14 protein-coding genes are annotated in these 19005 nt (G+C 69.9%); 6 read left to right on the top strand and 8 right to left on the bottom strand.

The window, feature by feature from the left end; genetic code table 11:
• Positions 1-39: 39 nt before the first annotated feature.
• Together murJ and ACFY7E_RS09520 are read right to left on the bottom strand one after the other, a co-directional pair.
• Positions 40-2331: a murein biosynthesis integral membrane protein MurJ gene (murJ, locus tag ACFY7E_RS09525; RefSeq protein ID WP_389482569.1), complete on the bottom strand. Its 2292-nt coding sequence runs from the start codon at positions 2329-2331 to the stop codon at positions 40-42.
• A gap of 45 nt (positions 2332-2376) precedes the next feature.
• Positions 2377-4827, bottom strand: coding sequence for a DUF6049 family protein (locus tag ACFY7E_RS09520; RefSeq protein WP_389482566.1), 2451 nt, complete (start codon positions 4825-4827; stop codon positions 2377-2379).
• Positions 4828-5076: 249 nt separating this feature from the next.
• Here ACFY7E_RS09520 and ACFY7E_RS09515 point away from each other — a divergent pair, with 249 nt between their 5' ends.
• Positions 5077-6543, top strand: a complete 1467-nt coding sequence (locus ACFY7E_RS09515; RefSeq protein WP_389482563.1) for a CCA tRNA nucleotidyltransferase — start codon at positions 5077-5079, stop codon at positions 6541-6543.
• A gap of 89 nt (positions 6544-6632) precedes the next feature.
• Here ACFY7E_RS09515 and ACFY7E_RS09510 read toward each other — a convergent pair whose 3' ends face one another.
• The 3 genes from ACFY7E_RS09510 to ACFY7E_RS09500 form a co-directional block, all read right to left on the bottom strand.
• Positions 6633-7919 carry an MFS transporter gene (locus ACFY7E_RS09510; RefSeq protein ID WP_389482560.1) on the bottom strand — a complete coding sequence of 429 codons (1287 nt, stop codon included), beginning with the start codon at positions 7917-7919 and terminating at the stop codon, positions 6633-6635.
• Positions 7920-8064: 145 nt separating this feature from the next.
• Positions 8065-9147, bottom strand: coding sequence for an inositol-3-phosphate synthase (locus tag ACFY7E_RS09505; RefSeq protein ID WP_389482557.1), 1083 nt, complete (start codon positions 9145-9147; stop codon positions 8065-8067).
• A gap of 49 nt (positions 9148-9196) precedes the next feature.
• A complete protein-coding gene (locus ACFY7E_RS09500) occupies positions 9197-9877 on the bottom strand; it encodes a helix-turn-helix transcriptional regulator (protein WP_356539672.1) in 681 nt (226 codons plus the stop codon).
• Between the two features lie 367 nt (positions 9878-10244).
• Between ACFY7E_RS09500 and ACFY7E_RS09495 the strand changes: the two genes are divergently transcribed.
• A complete protein-coding gene (locus tag ACFY7E_RS09495; RefSeq protein WP_389482553.1) occupies positions 10245-13013 on the top strand; it encodes a transglycosylase domain-containing protein in 2769 nt (922 codons plus the stop codon).
• A gap of 152 nt (positions 13014-13165) precedes the next feature.
• Positions 13166-14632 carry a glycosyltransferase family 87 protein gene (locus ACFY7E_RS09490; protein ID WP_389482550.1) on the top strand — a complete coding sequence of 489 codons (1467 nt, stop codon included), beginning with the start codon at positions 13166-13168 and terminating at the stop codon, positions 14630-14632.
• Between the two features lie 64 nt (positions 14633-14696).
• Here the strand turns inward: ACFY7E_RS09490 and ACFY7E_RS09485 are convergent, their stop codons facing one another.
• The 3 genes from ACFY7E_RS09485 to ACFY7E_RS09475 form a co-directional block, all read right to left on the bottom strand.
• Positions 14697-15728 carry an alanine racemase gene (locus ACFY7E_RS09485; RefSeq protein ID WP_053640005.1) on the bottom strand — a complete coding sequence of 344 codons (1032 nt, stop codon included), beginning with the start codon at positions 15726-15728 and terminating at the stop codon, positions 14697-14699.
• A 107-nt stretch (positions 15729-15835) separates the two neighbouring features.
• Positions 15836-16954, bottom strand: a complete 1119-nt coding sequence (locus tag ACFY7E_RS09480; RefSeq protein WP_389482547.1) for a lipid II:glycine glycyltransferase FemX — start codon at positions 16952-16954, stop codon at positions 15836-15838.
• 179 nt (positions 16955-17133) lie between these two features.
• Positions 17134-17436: a hypothetical protein gene (locus ACFY7E_RS09475; protein ID WP_383433327.1), complete on the bottom strand. Its 303-nt coding sequence runs from the start codon at positions 17434-17436 to the stop codon at positions 17134-17136.
• 295 nt (positions 17437-17731) lie between these two features.
• Here ACFY7E_RS09475 and rpsF point away from each other — a divergent pair, with 295 nt between their 5' ends.
• From rpsF to rpsR, 3 genes are all read left to right on the top strand, one after another.
• Positions 17732-18022 carry a 30S ribosomal protein S6 gene (rpsF, locus tag ACFY7E_RS09470; protein ID WP_015034882.1) on the top strand — a complete coding sequence of 97 codons (291 nt, stop codon included), beginning with the start codon at positions 17732-17734 and terminating at the stop codon, positions 18020-18022.
• Positions 18023-18096: 74 nt separating this feature from the next.
• Positions 18097-18690: a single-stranded DNA-binding protein gene (locus tag ACFY7E_RS09465; RefSeq protein ID WP_383433324.1), complete on the top strand. Its 594-nt coding sequence runs from the start codon at positions 18097-18099 to the stop codon at positions 18688-18690.
• Between the two features lie 68 nt (positions 18691-18758).
• Positions 18759-18995 carry a 30S ribosomal protein S18 gene (gene rpsR, locus ACFY7E_RS09460; RefSeq protein ID WP_003956534.1) on the top strand — a complete coding sequence of 79 codons (237 nt, stop codon included), beginning with the start codon at positions 18759-18761 and terminating at the stop codon, positions 18993-18995.
• Positions 18996-19005 lie beyond the last annotated feature (10 nt).

Here is a 19005-nt window from a genome sequence, read left to right as displayed (position 1 = left end):
ACACGCGGCCCCCGCCGATGGTTGTGCGGGACCTCCGGTTCAGCGTCCCAGGCGGCCGCGGACCATGCCGACCAGGGTGTTCAGTTCCGCGATCCGCATGCGCTTCGCCGCGACGAAGAAGACCCCGAGGAGCACGACCCCGCCGGCGGCCAGGGCGACGAGCGAGCCGAGCGCGCCCTCGCCCAGGAGCTTCAGGAGACCGAACCCGACGGCGCCGGCGACGATCGCGGCGGGCACGGAGGCCATGCAGAGCCGGGCGTAGGTCCGCAGCACGTGGGTGCCGTCCAGGTCGCCGCCCAGCCGGTTGCGGAGCCGACGCCAGGCGACGCCGACGCCGACCGCGTAGGCGAGACCGTACGAGGCGGCCATGCCCACGACGGCCCACCGGGCGGGCAGGACGACGTAGCAGGCCGCCGAGGCGGCCGCGTTGACGGCGGCGACGATGACCGTGTTGTAGAAGGGCGTCCGGGTGTCCTCGTAGGCGTAGAAGCCGCGGAGCACGACGTACTGGACGGAGTAGGGGATCAGTCCGAGGCCGAAGGCCATCAGGATGAAGCCCATGCCCTGGGCGGCCTCGACGCCGCTGGAGGCGTAGAGCAGGGTGCACATCGGGACGCCGAGCGCCAGGAAGGCGAAGGAGACCGGGACGATCGCGACGGCCGAGTTGCGGAGGCCCTGCGAGATGTCGTCGCGGACGGCGCCCGGGTCGTCGTCGTGGGCGGCGCGGGAGATCCGCGGCAGCAGCGCGGCCATGACCGAGACGGTGATGATGGCCTGCGGCATGCCCCAGATCAGCTGGGCGTTGGAATAGGCGAGGAAGCCCGCGCCGTTCTTCCCGGACTCCTCACCGGCGGCGGTGGCGAGCTGGGTGACGACCAGGACGCCCGCCTGGTTGGCGAGGACGAAGAGCACGGTCCACTTGGCGAGCTTGACGGTCTTTCCGAGCCCGTGACCCCTCCAGTCGAAGCGGGGCCGGAAGCGGAAGCCCGTCTCGCGCAGGTACGGGATCATCGCCAGGGCCTGGACGACGAGGCCGAGCAGGGTGCCGATGCCGAGCAGGCGGATGCCCTCGTCCGGAATGGTCTGCACACCCATGTGGGACTCGGCGGAGGTGCCGTAGACCCAGATGAACAGGCCGAAGGTGACGATCATGACGATGTTGTTGAGGACCGGGGTCCACATCATCGCGCCGAACTTGCCGCGGGCGTTGAGGATCTGCCCCATCACCACGTGCACGCCCATGAAGAAGATCGTGGGCAGGCAGTAGCGGGCGAAGGTGACGGCCACGCTGTTGGCCGCCGCGTCGTCGGCGATGGTGTTCGACATGAGCCGGATCAGCAGCGGCGCGGCGAAGACGGCCAGGGCGACGATCGCGCCGAGCGCCACCATGACCAGGGTGAGCAGACGGTTGGCGAAGGCCTCGCCGCCGTCCTCGTCGTTCTTCATCGCGCGGACGAGCTGGGGGACGAAGACCGAGTTGAGCCCGCCGCCGACGGTGAGGATGTAGATCATCGTCGGCAGGGTGTAGGCGATGGTGAAGGTGTCGCCGAGCAGGGCCGCGCCGAGCGCGCCGGTGATCACCAGGCTGCGGACGAAGCCTGTCAGCCGGGAGACCAGGGTGCCGGCCGCCATCACCGCGCTCGACTTGAGCAGGCCGGAGGCGCGGCCGGTCTTCTTGGGGGCGGGCGCGGGCAGCGGGTCGGGTTCCGGGGTGGGCGGGGGCACCTGGCCGGGGGCCTGCTGGTCCCGGTAGAGGTGCGCGAAGGCGTCCGGCTCGGGAGCCTCCTCGCTCGCCCGGGTCACCAGGTCGTCGACGCCGGTGAACTGGACCGTGCGCGCGTCGTCGCCGTACGGCAGGTGACGCGAGGGGCCGTCGGGCTCCGGCGCCGGGGTCTGTGCCCACACCCGGGGGTCGGGGGCGTGCGGGGACGCGGCCGGCTGCTGGTAGAGGGCCTGGGGGTCCTGGTAGGTGCCGGGGGGCGGCGGCGGGTGCGCGGCGCGGTCGTAGAGCGCCTCGGAGACCGGGTCCTGCGCGGAGAGGTCCTGCGACCGGTACGGGTCGTGGGTGAAGGCGTCCTGGACGTAGGGGTCCTGGACGTACGGGGTCTGCGCGTAGGGGCCGCCCTGGGCATACGGGTCTTGCGCGTAGGGAGCCTGCCCCTGCGGGTCCTGTCCGTAGGGGCCCTGCCCGTGCGGGTACTGCGCGGGGTCGCCCTGCTGCGGCGTCGGCGCCGGTGGGTGGCCGGGGCCTGAGGGTGCCGCGGGCGTCCCACCGGACGGCGCGGTGCCGCCCGCGCCCTGGCCGCGGTCACCGTCGTACGGCGCGTTCATGGTTACCCCACCTCATCGTCCCCGGCCGACCGGCCACGACATCGCTCAACGGTCCACTTTCTCACCCGTGGCCGACGGGTCGCCGCTTTCGGACCCGGTGTCCGGTGTCGGGTCACTCGGCTGCTCGGGTTCCCGCGCGCCGCCCTGCCCCGGCTCCGCGCCCGGCCCGTCCGCTCCGGTGCCTTCCGTTTCCCGGGCCTTCCCGGCCTCTTCGGGTGCCTCGGCTTCGGAGGCCTCGGCCTCGGACGTTTCTGCCTCGGACGTTTCGGCCCCGGTGGTCTCGGCCTCGGTCGCTTCGGCGGTCTGGGTGGCCAGTCGCTTGCGCTGGGTGTACATCCGCACACCGGCGAGGGCGAGGAGGAGGACACCGCCGGCGATCACCAGCATCACCGTGGGGGTGATCTCGGAGACCTTCACGATGAACGACATCGGCTTCCCGTACGGGGTGCCGTCCTCGGTGTAGAGCTGGGCCGTCACCGGCACCTGGCCGTTGACGGCGGCCGTGGCGTCGAACTTCACCGACTGGTTGTGTCCGGCGCCGACCTTCACGGGCAGCTCGGCGACCCTGTCGCCGTTGATCTTCAACCGGTTCTTGTTGTTGGAGGTGAGGCGCAGCACCAGGTGGTCCACGCCCTGGAGCAGCTTGTTCTGGACGGTCACGGGGATCGTCGCGCTGCGGCCGGAGAGCGTGAGGTCCGACTTGTCGACCAGCTGGATGCTCTTGGTGAGCTCCTGCAGGTAGTCCAGGACGTTGCCGCGGTAGATCGTGGCCGCTCTGGTCCGGTCGCGCCAGGAGGTCGACATCTCTCGGTTGATCGCGGTGTCGAACGGGGTCACGACGCGTTCCGGGAGCGTCAGGACGACCTTGAAGTCGTTCAGCTCGTCCCGGCTGGTCTTCATGTCGCGGAAGGCCTGGACCGGCAGCTCCTGGTCGCGCAGCTTCCTCGGGTACCGCGAGCTGCCGGGCACCGAGGTGGAGGCGTTCGGGTCCGGCTTGGCCGTGGCCGCCGCGACGAGGTCGCTCGGCTGGCTCCAGCGCCGGGCGGAGAGGCCGCGCAGGGCGGTCGCCATGGTCTGGGCCTGGGCGACGGTCGGCACCCGCTGAGGAGCGACCACGACGCTCCGCTGCTTCTCCGGCTGCTCCAGGGTGATCGCGAGCGTCTGGGAGAGGAACTCCTGGACCGCGAGCGAGGATCCCTCCGTGCGGACCATGTCCCCTTCGAAGGCGGTGGACAGGAGCGCGTCGCTCACCACGGCCGTGGTGCTGCCGTTGCCCAGGGGGCGGGCCGCCGACGGCGTGTAGGAGAGGTCGTCGCGGACGCTGTCGCTGCGGGCGATCACCTTGTCGGCGCCGGCCGAGGTCGCGACCGACACGATGGCGGGGTCGACGGCCCCGTCGACCGGCCAGGCGAAGTCGGTGGAGGGCTGGACGTGGAGGATGGTCTCGACCGTCATTCCGGCGAGGTCGGTCGCCGACTGGAGGTGCCCCAGGGAGCCGGGAACGTCCTTGCCGTGGTGGGCCAGGGAGGCGATGTCGGGGTCGGCGAAGGGGAGGGCGACGATCTTGTGCCCCTGCACCGCCTTCTCCAGTGAGCCCAGCCACCGCTTGGCGAGCTCCTTGTTCGGACCGGGGACGTGCAAGGAGCCTTCCTTGACGCGGTAGCCGTTCGCCATGGCGTCGACGGTGGCAAGGAGGTCGGGGTCGATCACCCAGGTGACCGGCAGGTCCTTGCCCAGCGCGACCATCTGGTCGAGGCGTCCGCCCGGGCGCAGCTCGGCCGCCAGGGCGTCGTCCTCGAAGACCGGGGTCTGCTGGTCGTCCGTGGCCGTCTCCGCCGAGACGTGGGACGGGGCGATCAGTGGCCAGAGGTAGGTGAGCTGGGTCTTCTTCTGGGTGGCCTCGGGCTGGTAGGGCAGGAAGGTCCGCTCGATGCCGAGCACCCGGGGATAGGGGCGGTCCGAGGTCTGTCCGGTGAGGGAGACGCCGAGCTGGTAGACGCCCGCCTCGTCGAGTCCGAGGTCGGAGACCGGCACGGAGAGGGAGAACTCCGCACTGAGGCCGGCGCCCAGCTTGGGGATCTCGGCGGTGGGGGCGTCCTGCGCGGGAGCGGGATCGCTGTCGCTCCGGTAGCCCGTGCGTCCCGTCACCTGCTCGATCTCGCTGCGGCTGGTCATCCGGGGGCCGACGCGCAGTTCGACGGACGCGTCGGTGACGGCCTTCTTGCCCCGGTTGGTCACGGTGCCGGTGAGGGTGACGGTGTCGCCCTCGACCGGTGCGCTCGGGGACAGCGTGTCGAGCGACACATCGACGGTCTTCGAGCCGGTGGCGTTCTCAGCGGTGGTCGCCGAGGGAACGGCGGCCGCGGAGGGGGCGGTGACCGGGGCCTGGAGCAGTCCGGCGAGGAGCGGAGCACCGAAGGCGACGGTGAGTGTGCGCCGCAGCCATCGGCGGGCAGGTGAGGGAACGGTCCCCTTGATGTCTGCCGCCTCGGCCACGCGCTCGCCCGTCCTCGTCGTTGTCTGTGGTGTCGGTGGTTCCCGGTTGCTGTGTCCAGGCATCGTAACGAGGCACGCTGGGAGCAAGTGCCGGGGAGTGCTCCAGGCGATCTTCGTCCGGACTCCGGGGAACGTGGCCGGGCGGCCCCGCCCCCTGGGGACGAGCGACTTTGGCCCCCGGCGACGAGCGGCTCCGCCCCGGGAAAACGGGGACGTCGCGGTGAGCCGGGGCACGTACCCTTTTCTGTTGTGCCGAACGCCAACGAAGACACCCCCACTGCACTGAGTCAGGTGCAACGCCGTGCGGTCAGCGAACTGCTGCGCGTGTCCCCTGCCGCCGACGACCTCGCCCGTCGCTTCCAGGAAGCCGGGTTCAGCCTCGCGCTGGTCGGTGGCTCGGTACGGGACGCCCTGCTCGGCCGGCTCGGCAACGACCTGGACTTCACCACCGACGCCCGTCCCGAGGACGTGCTGAAGATCGTCCGCCCGTGGGCCGACGCCGTGTGGGAGGTCGGCATCGCCTTCGGAACGGTCGGCTGTCAGAAGGACGCCCGCGTCGGGGACACCGTCCAGCGCTTCCAGATCGAGGTCACCACGTACCGCTCGGAGGCGTACGACCGGACTTCGCGCAAACCCGAGGTCTCCTACGGCGACTCGATCGAGGAGGACCTCGTCCGGCGTGACTTCACCGTCAACGCCATGGCCGTGGCCCTCCCCGAGAAGGAGTTCATCGACCCGTACGGCGGTCTGGAGGACCTGGCCGCCCGGGTACTGCGCACGCCGGGCACGCCGGAGGAGTCCTTCTCCGACGACCCGCTGCGCATGATGCGGGCCGCGCGCTTCGCCGCGCAGCTGGACTTCGAGGTCGCCCCCGAGGTCGTCGCGGCGATGAAGGAGATGTCCGGTCGGCTCGAGATCGTCTCCGCCGAGCGCATCCGTGAGGAACTCAACAAGCTCCTCCTCTCGGCGCACCCGCGAAAGGGCCTCGGCCTTCTCGCGGACACCGGTCTCGCCGAGCACGTGCTGCCCGAGCTGCCGGCGCTGCGGCTGGAGAGCGATGAGCACCACCGGCACAAGGACGTCTACGAGCACTCGCTGACCGTGCTCGACCAGGCGATCGACCTGGAGGATGACGGCCCCGACCTGGTGCTGCGCATCGCGGCCCTGCTGCACGACATCGGCAAGCCGCGTACCCGTCGCTTCGAGAAGGACGGGCGGGTCTCCTTCCACCACCACGAGGTCGTGGGCGCGAAGATGACCAAGAAGCGCATGACCGCGCTCAAGTACTCCAACGAGATGATCAAGGACGTCTCGCGCCTCGTGGAGCTGCACCTCCGCTTCCACGGGTACGGGACGGGCGAATGGACCGACTCGGCCGTGCGTCGCTATGTGCGGGACGCCGGCCCTCTGCTCTCACGTCTCCACAAGCTGACCCGCTCGGACTGCACCACGCGCAACAAGCGCAAGGCGACCGCGCTCTCCCGCGCCTATGACGGCCTGGAGGACCGCATCGCCCAGCTCCAGGAGCAGGAGGAGCTGGACGCGATCCGTCCCGACCTCGACGGCAACCAGATCCAGGAGATCCTGGGCGTCGGTCCGGGCCCGGCCATCGGTCAGGCGTACAAGTTCCTGCTGGAGCTCCGGCTGGAGAACGGCCCGATGGAGCACGACCAGGCCGTCACCGCGCTCAAGGAGTGGTGGGAAGCGCAGGGCTGACCCGTCTCCTTCGGGCGGGCCGATGTTTCACGTGAAACACCGGCCCGTCCGGCAGGTCCGTGACGAGGGGTGGTGTTTCACGTGAAACATCACCCCTTCGCGCGTTCTCCCGCAGCATCGTCCTTCGCCTGTTCTCCGCGCAGAGCCACGGCGGTCGATCCGTAGATCACGGCCACCAGGACGATCAGCGGGGCGGAGCGGCCGTCGGGCGGCAGCATCAGTGCCGCGACCCCCGCCGCACCGACGAAGGCGACGTTGAACAGCACGTCGTAGAGCGAGAAGACCCGGCCCCGGTAGGCGTCCTCCACGGAGGTCTGCACCACCGTGTCCGTCGCGATCTTGGCTCCCTGGGTGATGAGCCCGAGGAGGAAGGCGGCGACGAGGAAGGGCACGGGGGCGAAGGTCAGACCGAGTGCCGGTTCGAGCACGGCCGCCGCCGTTGTGCACACGGTCATCCAGCCGAAGGGACCGAACCGGCGGACCGCCCACGGGGAGAGGACCGCGGCGACGAGGAAACCGGCTCCTGACAGGGCGACCGCGAGCCCGAGGAGGGTCAGGCCCTCGGTCTCGGTGGAGCTCCAGGTGTAGCGGCAGAGCATGAGCACGCTGACGAGCAGGGCGCCGTAGCAGAACCGTATGAGGCCCACCGCGGTGAGCGCCCGGAGGGCGGGCCGCCGTTCGGCGAGGTGGCGCAGCCCCTCGGCCAGTCCGCGGGCCGTCGACCGCAGGGCCGTGGCGAGGTGCTGGGGCACGAGGTCCGGATCGGGGCCGAGGAGCTCGCGGGACATCCGCAGGGAGGCGAGGGCGGCGCAGAGGTAGAGGACGGCGCCGAAGGCCACCACGGCGGCGTCGGAGTCGTCGGCGAGCAGCCGGATCCCGAAGGCGAGACCGCCGCCGACGGTCGCGGCGAGCGTGCCGGCGGTGGGGGAGAGCGAGTTCGCCACGACCAGCCGTTCGTCGTCGACGACGCGCGGGAGCGAGGCCGAGAGCCCCGCGAGGACGAAGCGGTTGACGGCCGTGACGGAGAGCGCGGAGGCGTAGAAGAGCCAGTCGGGCACGGAGGCGAGGACGAGCACCGCGGTCCCGCACGCGAGCAGGGCGCGCAGGAGGTTCCCGTACAGGAAGACCTGGCGGCGCTGCCAGCGGTCGAGGAGTACGCCGGCGAAGGGCCCCACGAGGGAGTACGGGAGCAGGAGCACCGCCATGGCGGAGGCGATCGCGGTGGGGGAGGTCTGTTTCTCGGGGGAGAAGACGACGTACGTGGCCAGCGCCACCTGGTAGACGCCGTCGGCGCACTGGGAGAGCAGCCGGACGGGGAGCAGGCGGCGGAAGTGCGTCAGGCGCAGGAGTACGCGCAGATCACGTACGACGGACATGGCAGCAAGACTCACACACGAGGAGGGCCCCGGGCAGTGCCCGGGGCCCTCGATCGTCGGCCGTGCGGCGTGATCAGCCGTCAGACGTGCGACTTGTTCAGCCGTCGGCCGTACGGCGTGATCAGCCGTCAGACGAGCGGCGTGATCAGCGCTCGACCTCGCCCTTGATGAACTTCTCGACGTTGGCGAAGGCCTCGTCGTCGAAGTACTGCACCGGCGGGGACTTCATGAAGTAGCTCGAAGCCGAGAGGATGGGGCCGCCGATGCCCCGGTCCTTGGCGATCTTCGCGGCGCGCAGGGCGTCGATGATGACACCGGCCGAGTTCGGGGAGTCCCACACCTCGAGCTTGTACTCCAGGTTCAGCGGGACGTCACCGAAGGCGCGGCCCTCGAGGCGCACGTACGCCCACTTGCGGTCGTCCAGCCAGGCCACGTAGTCCGACGGGCCGATGTGGACGTTCTTCTCGCCCAGCTCGCGGTCGGGGATCTGCGAGGTGACGGCCTGCGTCTTGGAGATCTTCTTGGACTCCAGGCGCTCGCGCTCCAGCATGTTCTTGAAGTCCATGTTGCCGCCGACGTTGAGCTGCATGGTGCGCTCGAGACGGACACCGCGGTCTTCGAACAGCTTCGCCATCACGCGGTGCGTGATGGTCGCGCCGACCTGCGACTTGATGTCGTCACCGACGATCGGGACGCCCGCCTCGGTGAACTTGTCCGCCCACTCCTTGGTGCCGGCGATGAAGACCGGGAGGGCGTTGACGAAGGCGACCTTGGCGTCGATGGCGGCCTGCGCGTAGAACTTCGCGGCCGCCTCGGAGCCCACCGGCAGGTAGCAGACGAGGACGTCGACCTGGCGGTCCTTGAGGATCTGGACGACGTCGACCGGCTCCTCGGCGGACTCCTCGATGGTCTGGCGGTAGTACTTGCCGAGACCGTCGAGGGTGTGGCCGCGCTGGACCGTGACGCCCGTGCTCGGGACGTCGCAGATCTTGATGGTGTTGTTCTCGCTGGCGCCGATGGCGTCGGAGAGGTCGAGGCCGACCTTCTTCGCGTCGACGTCGAAGGCGGCGACGAACTCGACGTCACCGACGTGGTAGTCGCCGAACTGGACGTGCATCAGGCCGGGCACCTTGGTCGCCGGGTCGGCGTCCTTGTAGTACTCGACGCCCTGGACCAGCGAGGCGGCGCAGTTGCCCACGCCGACGATGGCTACGCGAACCGAACCCATTCCGGTTGCTCCCTGTGTGATCGTGTGAAGCCCTGCTGTGTGCGGGGATTCACGTGGTGGTGTCGTCGGACGGATCCGGCCGGGTACTGCCCCCGTGCCGGGGCAGGCCGCCCGTTTCTCCAGAATCGTTGTCGTGCAGAGCGGCGGTTCCGGGGCCGGATCGCCGATCCCGCCCCGCCCGCTCGCTCTCGATGAGCTCGTTCAGCCAGCGCACTTCGCGCTCCACGGACTCCATGCCGTGGCGCTGCAGCTCAAGCGTGTAGTCGTCGAGGCGCTCGCGCGTCCGTGCCAGGGAGGCGCGCATCTTCTCCAGACGCTCCTCCAGCCGGCTGCGGCGGCCTTCGAGGACGCGCATCCGCACCTCGCGCTCGGTCTGCCCGAAGAAGGCGAAGCGGGCGGCGAAGTGCTCGTCCTCCCAGGAGTCCGGCCCCGTGTGCGAGAGGAGCTCCTCGAAGTGCTCCTTACCTTCCGGGGTCAGCCGGTAGACGATCTTGGTCCGGCGTCCCGCGAGCGACGCGGCGAGGGTGTCCTCGGGGGCGCTGCCCGGCTCCTCGATCAACCAGCCGTTTGAGACCAGCGTCTTGAGGCAGGGGTACAGCGTTCCGTAGCTGAAGGCACGGAAGACGCCCAGCGAGGTGTTGAGCCGCTTCCGCAGCTCGTATCCGTGCATAGGCGCCTCGCGCAGCAGACCGAGGACGGCGAATTCGAGGATGCCGGAGCGTCTGCTCATCCGTCGCCTCCTCCGCTTCCCGGGCCCTTATGCCGCGCTGATGTATCGACTCGATACATCAGCACGATAGAACGGTCACTCTGTGGCGACAAGTGGACCCGTCGTGACCGGCGTCACATCCTCAATTCACAGCAGTCGACTTGCCTGATTTGGGGTGAAGTCCGGCTCCAGGTGGTTTTTGGCCGTGCGTAGTCTGTGCGGATGCAGACCACCGGGAACCGAGCGACGCCCTGGGGCGTCAGTGCTGCGGGTGACCGGCTGCGGTACGGGGGGACCTCCGATGGGTCCCGGCCGTGCGCATTTCGGGGGGACCGGAACTCAACTGCCGCTTCCAGGCGTACTCGCCTGCCCGAGGAGTAGTCGTTCGATGAGCGAGCATCGTCGCAAAGCGCCGCAGCAGCAGCCACCGACGGGTGGACGCGCGGCGGTACGGCGCGCTGCCCAGCAGCCGGTGGGCCGCGGGCCGGCCCCGGTTCAAGACGCAGGCACGGGGGCCCCTTCGGCCTCCTACGGGCCTCCTTCCTCCTACGGCGGGGACGAGCAGCGCCCTTACGGGGGGCGTGCGGAGGCCCGTCGTGCCGCCCAGCGCGGCAGCCGCCGGAAGGGGGCCGGTACCGGTCCCGGCGGCCCCGGCGGGTCCGGTGGCGGCCGACGCGGTGGCGGCGGCGGGGGGCGCGGCCCCGGCGACGGTCCCCAGGGGCGTGGGCCCGGCAAGAAGCGGTTCATCGACTACCCGCGCCACGACAAGTACGGCTGGCGCCGCTGGCTGCCCTCGTGGCGGCTCGTGACGGGCACGTTCCTGTTCTTCGTGGCGAGCCTGATGGGCGTGTCGGCCTTCGCGTACACGCAGGTGGACATCCCCAAGGAAGCCGACACCGCGAAGTCGCAGAACAACATCTACTACTGGGCCGACGGCTCCCGCATGGTCGCGACGGGCGGCGGCGCCAACCGCCAGATCGTCCCCCTCTCGGGGATCTCGACGCATATGCAGAACGCGGTGATCGCGGCGGAGAACAAGACGTTCTGGGACGACTCCGGCATCGATCCGATGGGCATCGGGCGCGCCGTGTGGAACATGGCCAAGGGCGGCCAGACCCAGGGCGGTTCGACGATCACCCAGCAGTACGTGAAGAACAACCTCCTCGACGACCAGTCGCAGACAGTCACCCGCAAGGTGAAGGAGTTCTTCATCGCCATGAAGGTCGGCAACGAGGTCGACAAGGACGACGTCATGGCCGGCTACCTGAACACCGCGTACTACGGACGCGGTGCCTACGGCATCCAGGCCGCCTCCCGCGCCTACTTCAACAAGGACGCCGACAAGCTCGACCCCAGCCAGGCGGCGCTGCTCGCCTCGGTGCTGAAGGGCGCGACGTACTACGACCCGGCCGGCTACCCCGAGATCGACCCGGAAGCCACCGCCGAGAAGAACACCGCTCGGGCCCAGAAGCGGTGGAGCTGGATCCTCGACGAGATGCGGAACGACGGGCACATCTCGGCCGAGGAGCGGGCGAAGTACACGACCTTCCCCAAGATCCAGAAGCCCGGTCAGAGCGCCAACCTGGGGGGCCAGATCGGCTACCTCGTCAGGACCGCCAAGGCGAACATCAAGACCCAGTTCGACATCAGCGAGCCCGAGCTGGAGCGCGGCGGCTACGAGATCCACACGACCTTCGAGAAGGACAAGGTGGCCGCGCTCGAGAAGTCGGTCCAGAAGGTCCTGAAGGAGAACATCGACCCCGAGAAGCGTCCCGAAACGGACACGAACGTCCAGTTCGGCGGCGCTTCCGTGGACACGGACACGGGGGCGATCGTCGCCCTCTACGGCGGCGTCGACGCCACCAAGCACTTCACCAACAACGCCGACTCCACCGGCGCCATGGTCGGATCGACGTTCAAGCCCTTCGTGCTCGCCGCCGCGATGAAGGACGGCGTGCGGGACAAGGGGCTGGGCGAGGACCAGGACGAGTCCACCCGCACGATCGTCGACCCGGACAAGAGCCGCTACTCCGGCAAGAACGGGCTGACGATCCGCAAGTACAACGGCGAGATCTGGCACAACGAGAAGGGCGAGGAGTGGCGTCAGACCAATGACGGCCAGGAGGACTACGGCAGCATCTCGCTGCGCCGGGCCATGATCAAGTCCGCCAACTCGCCCTATGTGCAGCTCGGCATGGACGTCGGCATCGACAGGGTCCGCAACGCCGCCATGAAGGCCGGCCTGCTGGACAGCTCGCTCGTCAAGGGCGAGGTCCCCTCGTTCTCCCTCGGCATCTCCAGCCCGAGCGCCATCCGCATGGCCGGTGCCTACTCGACCTTCGCCAACCAGGGCGAGCAGAACGACCCCTACTCGGTGAAGAAGGTCACGAAGAACGGCACGGTCTACGAGCACAAGGCCAAGCCCGCCCAGGCCTTCAGCGCGGCCATCGCCAGCAACGTCACCGACGTCCTCCGGGACGTCGTGGACGACCCCGAGGGCACCGGAAAGAAGGCGCGGCTCCCCGGGCGCGCCGTGGCCGGCAAGACCGGTACGACCGACGAGAACCGCTCCGCCTGGTTCGTGGGTTACACCGCGCAGCTGGCGACGGCGATCGACATGTACCGCTACGACGACGACGACACCAAGAAGAACCGCGAGTTCGAGAAGATGTACGGCACCGGCGGCCGTGACACGATCCACGGTTCGTCGTTCCCCTCGGAGATCTGGCAGGACTACATGTCCGAGGCCGTCAAGGGCGACCCGAAGGTCAAGTTCCCCGAGCCGCAGAAGCTGGAGGACGCCGAGGCGGTCTTCGGCGGCGGCGCGTCGAGCCCGACGCCGACGCCGAAGCCGACCAAGTCGGAGTCGCCCTCGCCGACGCCGACCGAGTCCGTCACCCCGTCGACGACCCCCCCGACGACGCCTCCCCCGACGACGACTCCCCCCACGCCGACCAGGACGACGAAGCCGGGCAGGCCGACCTGCAGCATCTGGGACCCGGGCTGCTACGAGCCGGGCGACCCGGGCGGCAACACCGGAGAGCCCACGACCACACCGCCGACCAGCGAGAGTCCGGAACCGACCGACACGCCGACGGACGACGGGAGCGGCAGGCCGGGCGGGAACAAGCCCGGAGACGGGTCCTGGGTCCCCTAGGGGGCGAGACACCCCCTACAAACCCGCCGAGCACCCCCCAACCCCGCCGAGCACCTCCTTCAGGGCCGTCGCGGCCGCTCCGTACCTTCCGTACGGGGACGGCCGCGGCGGCCCTCGCCGTTTTCCCGGGGGCGTACGGCAGGATGTCCCCCATGCCGAGCCTCCAGAAGACGAGCGCGCCGCGGGAGCGCTCGCAGACGGTCATCCCCACCCACCGGGACGAGGTGGCCGCCGCGGGCAGCGAACTGATCGGCGGCCCCTACGGCCGCCGGGCGCTGCCCGGCACCGGGAAGCCGTCCCCGGTACGGGTGATCGCCCTCGTGGCCATCGGCATGTTCGCCCTGGGCATGGTGCAGAAGCTGCCCTGCTACAACTGGGCCTGGTTCCGGGGGACGACCTCCCAGTACACGCACGCCTGCTATTCGGACATCCCGCACCTGTTCTCCGGGCGGGGCTTCGCGGACGGCCTGGTCCCCTACTTCGACCGGCTGACCGGCGACATACCGTTCCTGGAGTACCCCGTCCTGACCGGGCTCTTCATGGAGGTCGCGGCCTGGCTGACGCCGGGCGGCGGCGACCCGACGGAGCGCGAGCAGGCGTACTGGCTGGCCAACGCCGGTCTGCTGATGGCCTGCGCGGCCGTCCTGGCGGTCTGTGTGGCCAGGACGCACCGCCGGCGTCCCTGGGACGGCCTCCTGGTCGCCCTGGCGCCCTCGGTGGCGCTCACGGCCACGATCAACTGGGACCTGCTGGCCGTCGCGCTGACCGCCGCCGCCGTCCTGATGTGGGCGCGGAGCCGCCCGCTCGCCTCCGGGATCCTGCTGGGCCTGGCCACGGCCGCCAAGCTCTACCCGGTCCTGCTCCTCCTCCCCCTGCTGCTGCTCTGCTGCCGCGCAGGGAAGTGGCGGGAGTACGGAACCGCGGTGCTCGGCTTCGCGGGGTCCTGGCTGGTCGTGAACCTGCCGGTGATGCTGCTCGCGCCGGAGGGGTGGAAGCAGTTCTACCTCTTCAGCAGGCAGCGGAACGTCGACTTCGGGTCGGTCTGGCTGCTCGTCAGCCAGCGCACGGGCGCCTCGATCCCACCCGACCGGGCCAACCTGTACGCGCTGCTGCTCATGGGCATGGCGGTGATAGGCCTCGCCTGGCTGGCGTTCGCGGCCCCCCGCAGGCCCCGCTTCGTCCAGCTGGCCTTCCTGGTCGTCGCCGCGTTCGTCCTCGTCAACAAGGTCTACTCGCCGCAGTACGTGCTGTGGCTGGTCCCGCTGGCGGTCCTCGCCCGGCCGCGCTGGCGCGACTTCCTGATCTGGCAGGCGTGCGAGGTCATGTACTTCCTGGGCGTCTGGATGTACCTGGCGTTCACGACCAGCGGCAACGACAAGCAGGGCCTGCCGGTGGAGGGCTACCAGTTCGCGATCGTCCTGCACCTGCTCGGCACGCTGTACCTGTGCGTGATGGTCGTGCGCGATATCCTGGCGCCCGACGGGGACCCGGTACGGCAGGACGGCTCGGACGACCCCTCGGGGGGCGTCCTGGACGGTGCGGAGGACGTCTTCGTGGCGGGTGGCGCGGGGCGTCCGGCCCGGCACTCCGCTTCCGGGGAGCGGGGACTCCGGGGCTGAGCGGTCACGGCCGGTCCGGGGGCCGGGCTCCGGGGGCCCGAGCCCCCGCCCCCGGACCGGACGCTCAGCGCTCGACGAGCCGGTCGAACTGCGTCGTGGTGTGGCGCAGGTGCGCCACGAGCTCGTCGCCGACCCGGGGCTCCTGGGCGTCGGCGGGCACGAACAGGATCGACACCTGCATGTGCGGCGGCTCGGCGAACCAGCGCTGCTTCCCCGCCCACACGAACGGCGACAGGTTCCGGTTGACGGTGGCGAGGCCGGCCCGCGCCACGCCCTTGGCGCGCGGCATGACGCCGTGCATCGCCTTGGGCGCCTCCAGGCCCACGCCGTGCGAGGTGCCGCCGGCGACGACGACCAGCCAGCCGTCCGAAGCGGCCTTCTGCTGGCGGTAGCCGAACCGGTCGCCCTTGGCGACCCGGGTCACGTCGAGGACCGCGCCCCGGTACTCCGTGGCCTCGTGGTCGCCCAGCCAGAGCCGGGTGCCGATGCGGGCGCGGAAACGTGTCTGCGGGAACTGCTGCTGGAGCCGGGCCTGCTCCTCGGCCCGCAGGTGGCTCACGAACATGGTGTGCAGCGGCAGCCGGGCGTTGCGCAGCCGGTCCATCCAGGCGATGACCTCCTCGACGGCGTCGGTGCCGTCCGGGCGGTCCAGCGGGAGGTGGAGGGCGAACCCCTCCAGACGCACGTCCTCGATGGCGGCGTGGAGCTGGTGGAGCTCCTCCTCGCGCACGCCGTGCCGCTTCATCGAGCTCATGCACTCGATCACGACGCGGGCGCCCACCAGGGCGTGGACGCCGTCCACGGAGGACACGGAGCGCACCACCCGGTCGGGCAGCGGAACCGGTTCCTCTCCCCGGCGGAAGGGGGTGAGGACCAGCAGGTCGCCGCTGAACCAGTCCTTGATCCTCGCGGCCTCGTACGTGGTGCCCACGGCGAGCATGTCGGCGCCGAACCGGGCCGCCTCGTCCGCGAGCCGCTCGTGGCCGAAGCCGTAGCCGTTGCCCTTGCAGACGGGGATGATGCCGGGGAACTGGTCGATGACCGTCTTCTGGTGCGCCCGCCAGCGAGCGGTGTCGACGTACAGGGAGAGCGCCATGGCCGGCCCGGAACCTTTCTGATGGCTGCGGTGTGGGGAGGTGAAGGTGTCTACGAGGGTACGGAACCGCGCGCGGCACGTCCTGGGGCCGTGCCGCGCCGGGTCGTTCAGCGCCGCGACATATACATGTCGAGCGCCTTGTGCAGCAGCTTGTTCAGCGGGAAGTCCCACTCTCCGACGTACTCGACGGCCTCGCCGCCCGTGCCGACCTTGAACTGGATGAGGCCGAAGAGGTGGTCGGTCTCGTCGAGGGAGTCCGAGATGCCCCGCAGGTCGTAGACGGTCGCGCCCATCGCGTAGGCGTCGCGCAGCATCCGCCACTGCATCGCGTTCGAGGGCCGGAACTCACGGCCGATGTTGTCGGAGGCGCCGTAGGAGTACCAGACGTGCCCGCCGACGACGAGCATCGTCGCGGCGGAGAGGTTCACGCCGTTGTGACGGGCGAAGTACAGCCGCATGCGGTTGGGGTCCTCGCTGTTGAGGACGGTCCACATGCGCTGGAAGTACGAGAGCGGGCGCGGCCGGAAGTGGTCGCGGACGGCCGTGATCTCGTACAGCCGCTGCCACTCCGCCAGGTCCTCGTAGCCGCCCTGGACGACCTCGACGCCGGCCTTCTCGGCCTTCTTGATGTTGCGGCGCCACAGCTGGTTGAAGCCCTTGAGGACGTCGTCGAGCGAGCGGTTCGCGAGCGGGACCTGGAAGACGTAGCGGGGCTGCACGTCGCCGAAGCCGGCGCCGCCGTCCTCGCCCTGCTGCCAGCCCATCTTCCGCAGCCGGTCCGCGACCTCGAAGGCGCGCGGCTCGATGTGGGTGGCCTCGACGTCCTTGAGGCGCTTGACGTCCGGGTTCTGGATGCCGGACTTGATGGCGGCCGAGTCCCAGCGGCGGATGACGACCGGCGGGCCCATCTTCACGGAGAAGGCGCCCTGCTGCTTGAGGTGCGCCAGCATCGGCTGCAGCCAGTCGTCGAGGTTGGGGGCGTACCAGTTGATGACCGGGCCCTCGGGCAGGTAGGCCAGGTAGCGCTTGATCTTCGGGAGCTGACGGTAGAGGACCAGTCCGGCGCCGACGAGCCGGCCGTCCCTGTCGAACCAGCCGAGGTTCTCCGAGCGCCACTCGGTCTTCACATCGGCCCACGCCGGAACCTGGCAGTGGCTCGCGGAGGGCTGGCTCTGGATGTACGCCAGATGCTGCTCTCGGCTGATGGTCCTCAGGGTCAGGCTCATGCGGGGCGCTCCTCGGCAGGTGTGTCCCCATCGGTCAGGGGCTCCGGCTCTCGCGCCGAAGCCTACTGTGACCGGGGAGCGCCCCGGATGTCTGTACGGGCCCTGACGTGCCGCGCACCTCGCCCGAACGGCCCTGAGCGGGCGGCGGCCCGGGGCCGATCGGGGTGCGCGGGACCCGGTCAGCCGAAGAGGCCGCCGTGGGCCATGCCGAGGTAGAAGCCGATCGCCGCCGCGCCGAGGCCGATGATCATGAGGAAGCGCTCGCGGGTCGTCGCGGAGATGAACTGCCCGTATCCACCGGTCAGGATGCCGAGCAGGCCCGCCCAGGAGCTGAGCAGGTGCAGGTTGTGGAACTGCGCGGTGACGAAGGCGATGGCGCCCAGCACCAGCGTCACGCCGACGAGGGCGTCCTGGAGCGGGTGCGGCTTGCCGTCGGTGGCGAAGAGGGAGTGGCCGGGTTCGCGTCGCATTGCCTGGGCCATGGGGCACCTCCTGGCGTGCTTGCCGGAAGGCGGCGCATCGTAGCGCCGCCGACATCCGTTGTGTACAGATTGCGTCCCTTCACCAGGGAATTTCAACCGGAAGCGGGTGTGCGGGTAGGCTGTACGGTCTGCACCGGTGTCTGCCCAGGTCCCTTCCGGGATCCCGACGGTGTCCCGCGCCCGACGCGTTCGGCGAGGGGGACTGTCAGTGGTGGCGGATACCGTTGTTCACGCATCACGACCCTCCTGCCACGGAACGACCGTGGCCGCTGAGTCCAAAGGAGGTGGGTTCCACATGCGTCACTACGAGGTGATGGTCATCCTCGACCCCGATCTCGAGGAGCGCGCTGTCTCCCCGCTGATCGAGAACTTCCTCTCCGTCGTCCGTGAGGGCAACGGAAAGGTCGAGAAGGTCGACACCTGGGGCCGTCGTCGTCTCGCCTACGAGATCAAGAAGAAGCCCGAGGGCATCTACTCGGTCATCGACCTGCAGGCCGAGCCTGCGGTCGTCAAGGAGCTCGACCGCCAGCTCAACCTGAACGAGTCGGTCCTCCGGACCAAGGTCCTCCGTCCCGAGACCCACTGAGCGCCTAGCTCAGAGGTCATCGGGTTCGAGTAGCAACACAGCAGCCAGAAGCAATCCCGCCGAGAGGTTCCCCCATGGCAGGCGAGACCGTCATCACGGTCGTCGGCAATCTTGTCGACGACCCCGAGCTGCGCTTCACCCCGTCCGGTGCGGCGGTCGCGAAGTTCCGTATCGCGTCCACTCCCCGCACCTTCGACCGTCAGACCAACGAGTGGAAGGACGGCGAGAGCCTCTTCCTCACCTGCTCGGTCTGGCGTCAGGCGGCGGAGAACGTCGCCGAGTCGCTTCAGCGAGGCATGCGCGTCGTCGTGCAGGGCCGACTGAAGCAGCGGTCCTACGAGGACCGTGAGGGCGTCAAGCGCACGGTCTACGAGCTGGACGTCGAGGAAGTCGGCCCCAGCCTCAAGAACGCCACGGCCAAGGTCACCAAGACCACCGGTCGCGGCGGCCAGGGCGGATACGGCGGCGGTGGCGGTCAGCAGGGCGGCGGCGGTGGCGGCTGGGGTGGAAACTCCGGCGGCGGCCAGCAGGGTGGCGGCGGTGCTCCCGCCGACGACCCGTGGGCGACCGGTGCTCCCTCCTCCGGCGGCGGCCAGCAGGCCGGCGGCGGCGGTGGCGGCTGGGGTGGGAACTCCGGCGGCGGCTACTCGGACGAGCCCCCCTTCTAGGGATCCCTTCGGGGACGCCCTCGAAGCGGCTCGTACCCCACACTTCTTGATCACACAGGAGAAACACCATGGCGAAGCCGCCTGTGCGCAAGCCTAAGAAGAAGGTCTGCGCGTTCTGCAAGGACAAGACCGTGTACGTGGACTACAAGGACACGAACATGCTGCGGAAGTTCATTTCCGACCGCGGCAAGATCCGTGCCCGCCGCGTGACCGGCAACTGCACGCAGCACCAGCGTGACGTCGCCACGGCCGTCAAGAACAGCCGTGAGATGGCGCTGCTGCCCTACACGTCCACCGCGCGATAAGGAAAGGGTG

Source organism: Streptomyces sp. NPDC012825 (assembly GCF_042900925.1).
Lineage (GTDB): Bacteria > Actinomycetota > Actinomycetes > Streptomycetales > Streptomycetaceae > Streptomyces.
The sequence above is the reverse complement of the archived record's forward strand: the minus strand, read 5'-3'. Positions and strand labels throughout refer to the sequence as shown.

What these genes read in the sequence shown, in the direction of transcription:
- murJ (WP_389482569.1), bottom strand. Translation starts at nt 2,331, where the DNA reads ATGAACGCGCCGTACGACGGTGACCGCGGCCAGGGCGCGGGCGGCACC.
- ACFY7E_RS09510 (WP_389482560.1), bottom strand. Translation starts at nt 7,919, where the DNA reads ATGTCCGTCGTACGTGATCTGCGCGTACTCCTGCGCCTGACGCACTTC.
- ACFY7E_RS09505 (WP_389482557.1), bottom strand. Translation starts at nt 9,147, where the DNA reads ATGGGTTCGGTTCGCGTAGCCATCGTCGGCGTGGGCAACTGCGCCGCC.
- ACFY7E_RS09500 (WP_356539672.1), bottom strand. Translation starts at nt 9,877, where the DNA reads ATGAGCAGACGCTCCGGCATCCTCGAATTCGCCGTCCTCGGTCTGCTG.
- ACFY7E_RS09495 (WP_389482553.1), top strand. Translation starts at nt 10,245, where the DNA reads ATGAGCGAGCATCGTCGCAAAGCGCCGCAGCAGCAGCCACCGACGGGT.
- ACFY7E_RS09490 (WP_389482550.1), top strand. Translation starts at nt 13,166, where the DNA reads ATGCCGAGCCTCCAGAAGACGAGCGCGCCGCGGGAGCGCTCGCAGACG.
- ACFY7E_RS09485 (WP_053640005.1), bottom strand. Translation starts at nt 15,728, where the DNA reads ATGGCGCTCTCCCTGTACGTCGACACCGCTCGCTGGCGGGCGCACCAG.
- ACFY7E_RS09480 (WP_389482547.1), bottom strand. Translation starts at nt 16,954, where the DNA reads ATGAGCCTGACCCTGAGGACCATCAGCCGAGAGCAGCATCTGGCGTAC.
- ACFY7E_RS09475 (WP_383433327.1), bottom strand. Translation starts at nt 17,436, where the DNA reads ATGGCCCAGGCAATGCGACGCGAACCCGGCCACTCCCTCTTCGCCACC.
- rpsF (WP_015034882.1), top strand. Translation starts at nt 17,732, where the DNA reads ATGCGTCACTACGAGGTGATGGTCATCCTCGACCCCGATCTCGAGGAG.
- ACFY7E_RS09465 (WP_383433324.1), top strand. Translation starts at nt 18,097, where the DNA reads ATGGCAGGCGAGACCGTCATCACGGTCGTCGGCAATCTTGTCGACGAC.
- rpsR (WP_003956534.1), top strand. Translation starts at nt 18,759, where the DNA reads ATGGCGAAGCCGCCTGTGCGCAAGCCTAAGAAGAAGGTCTGCGCGTTC.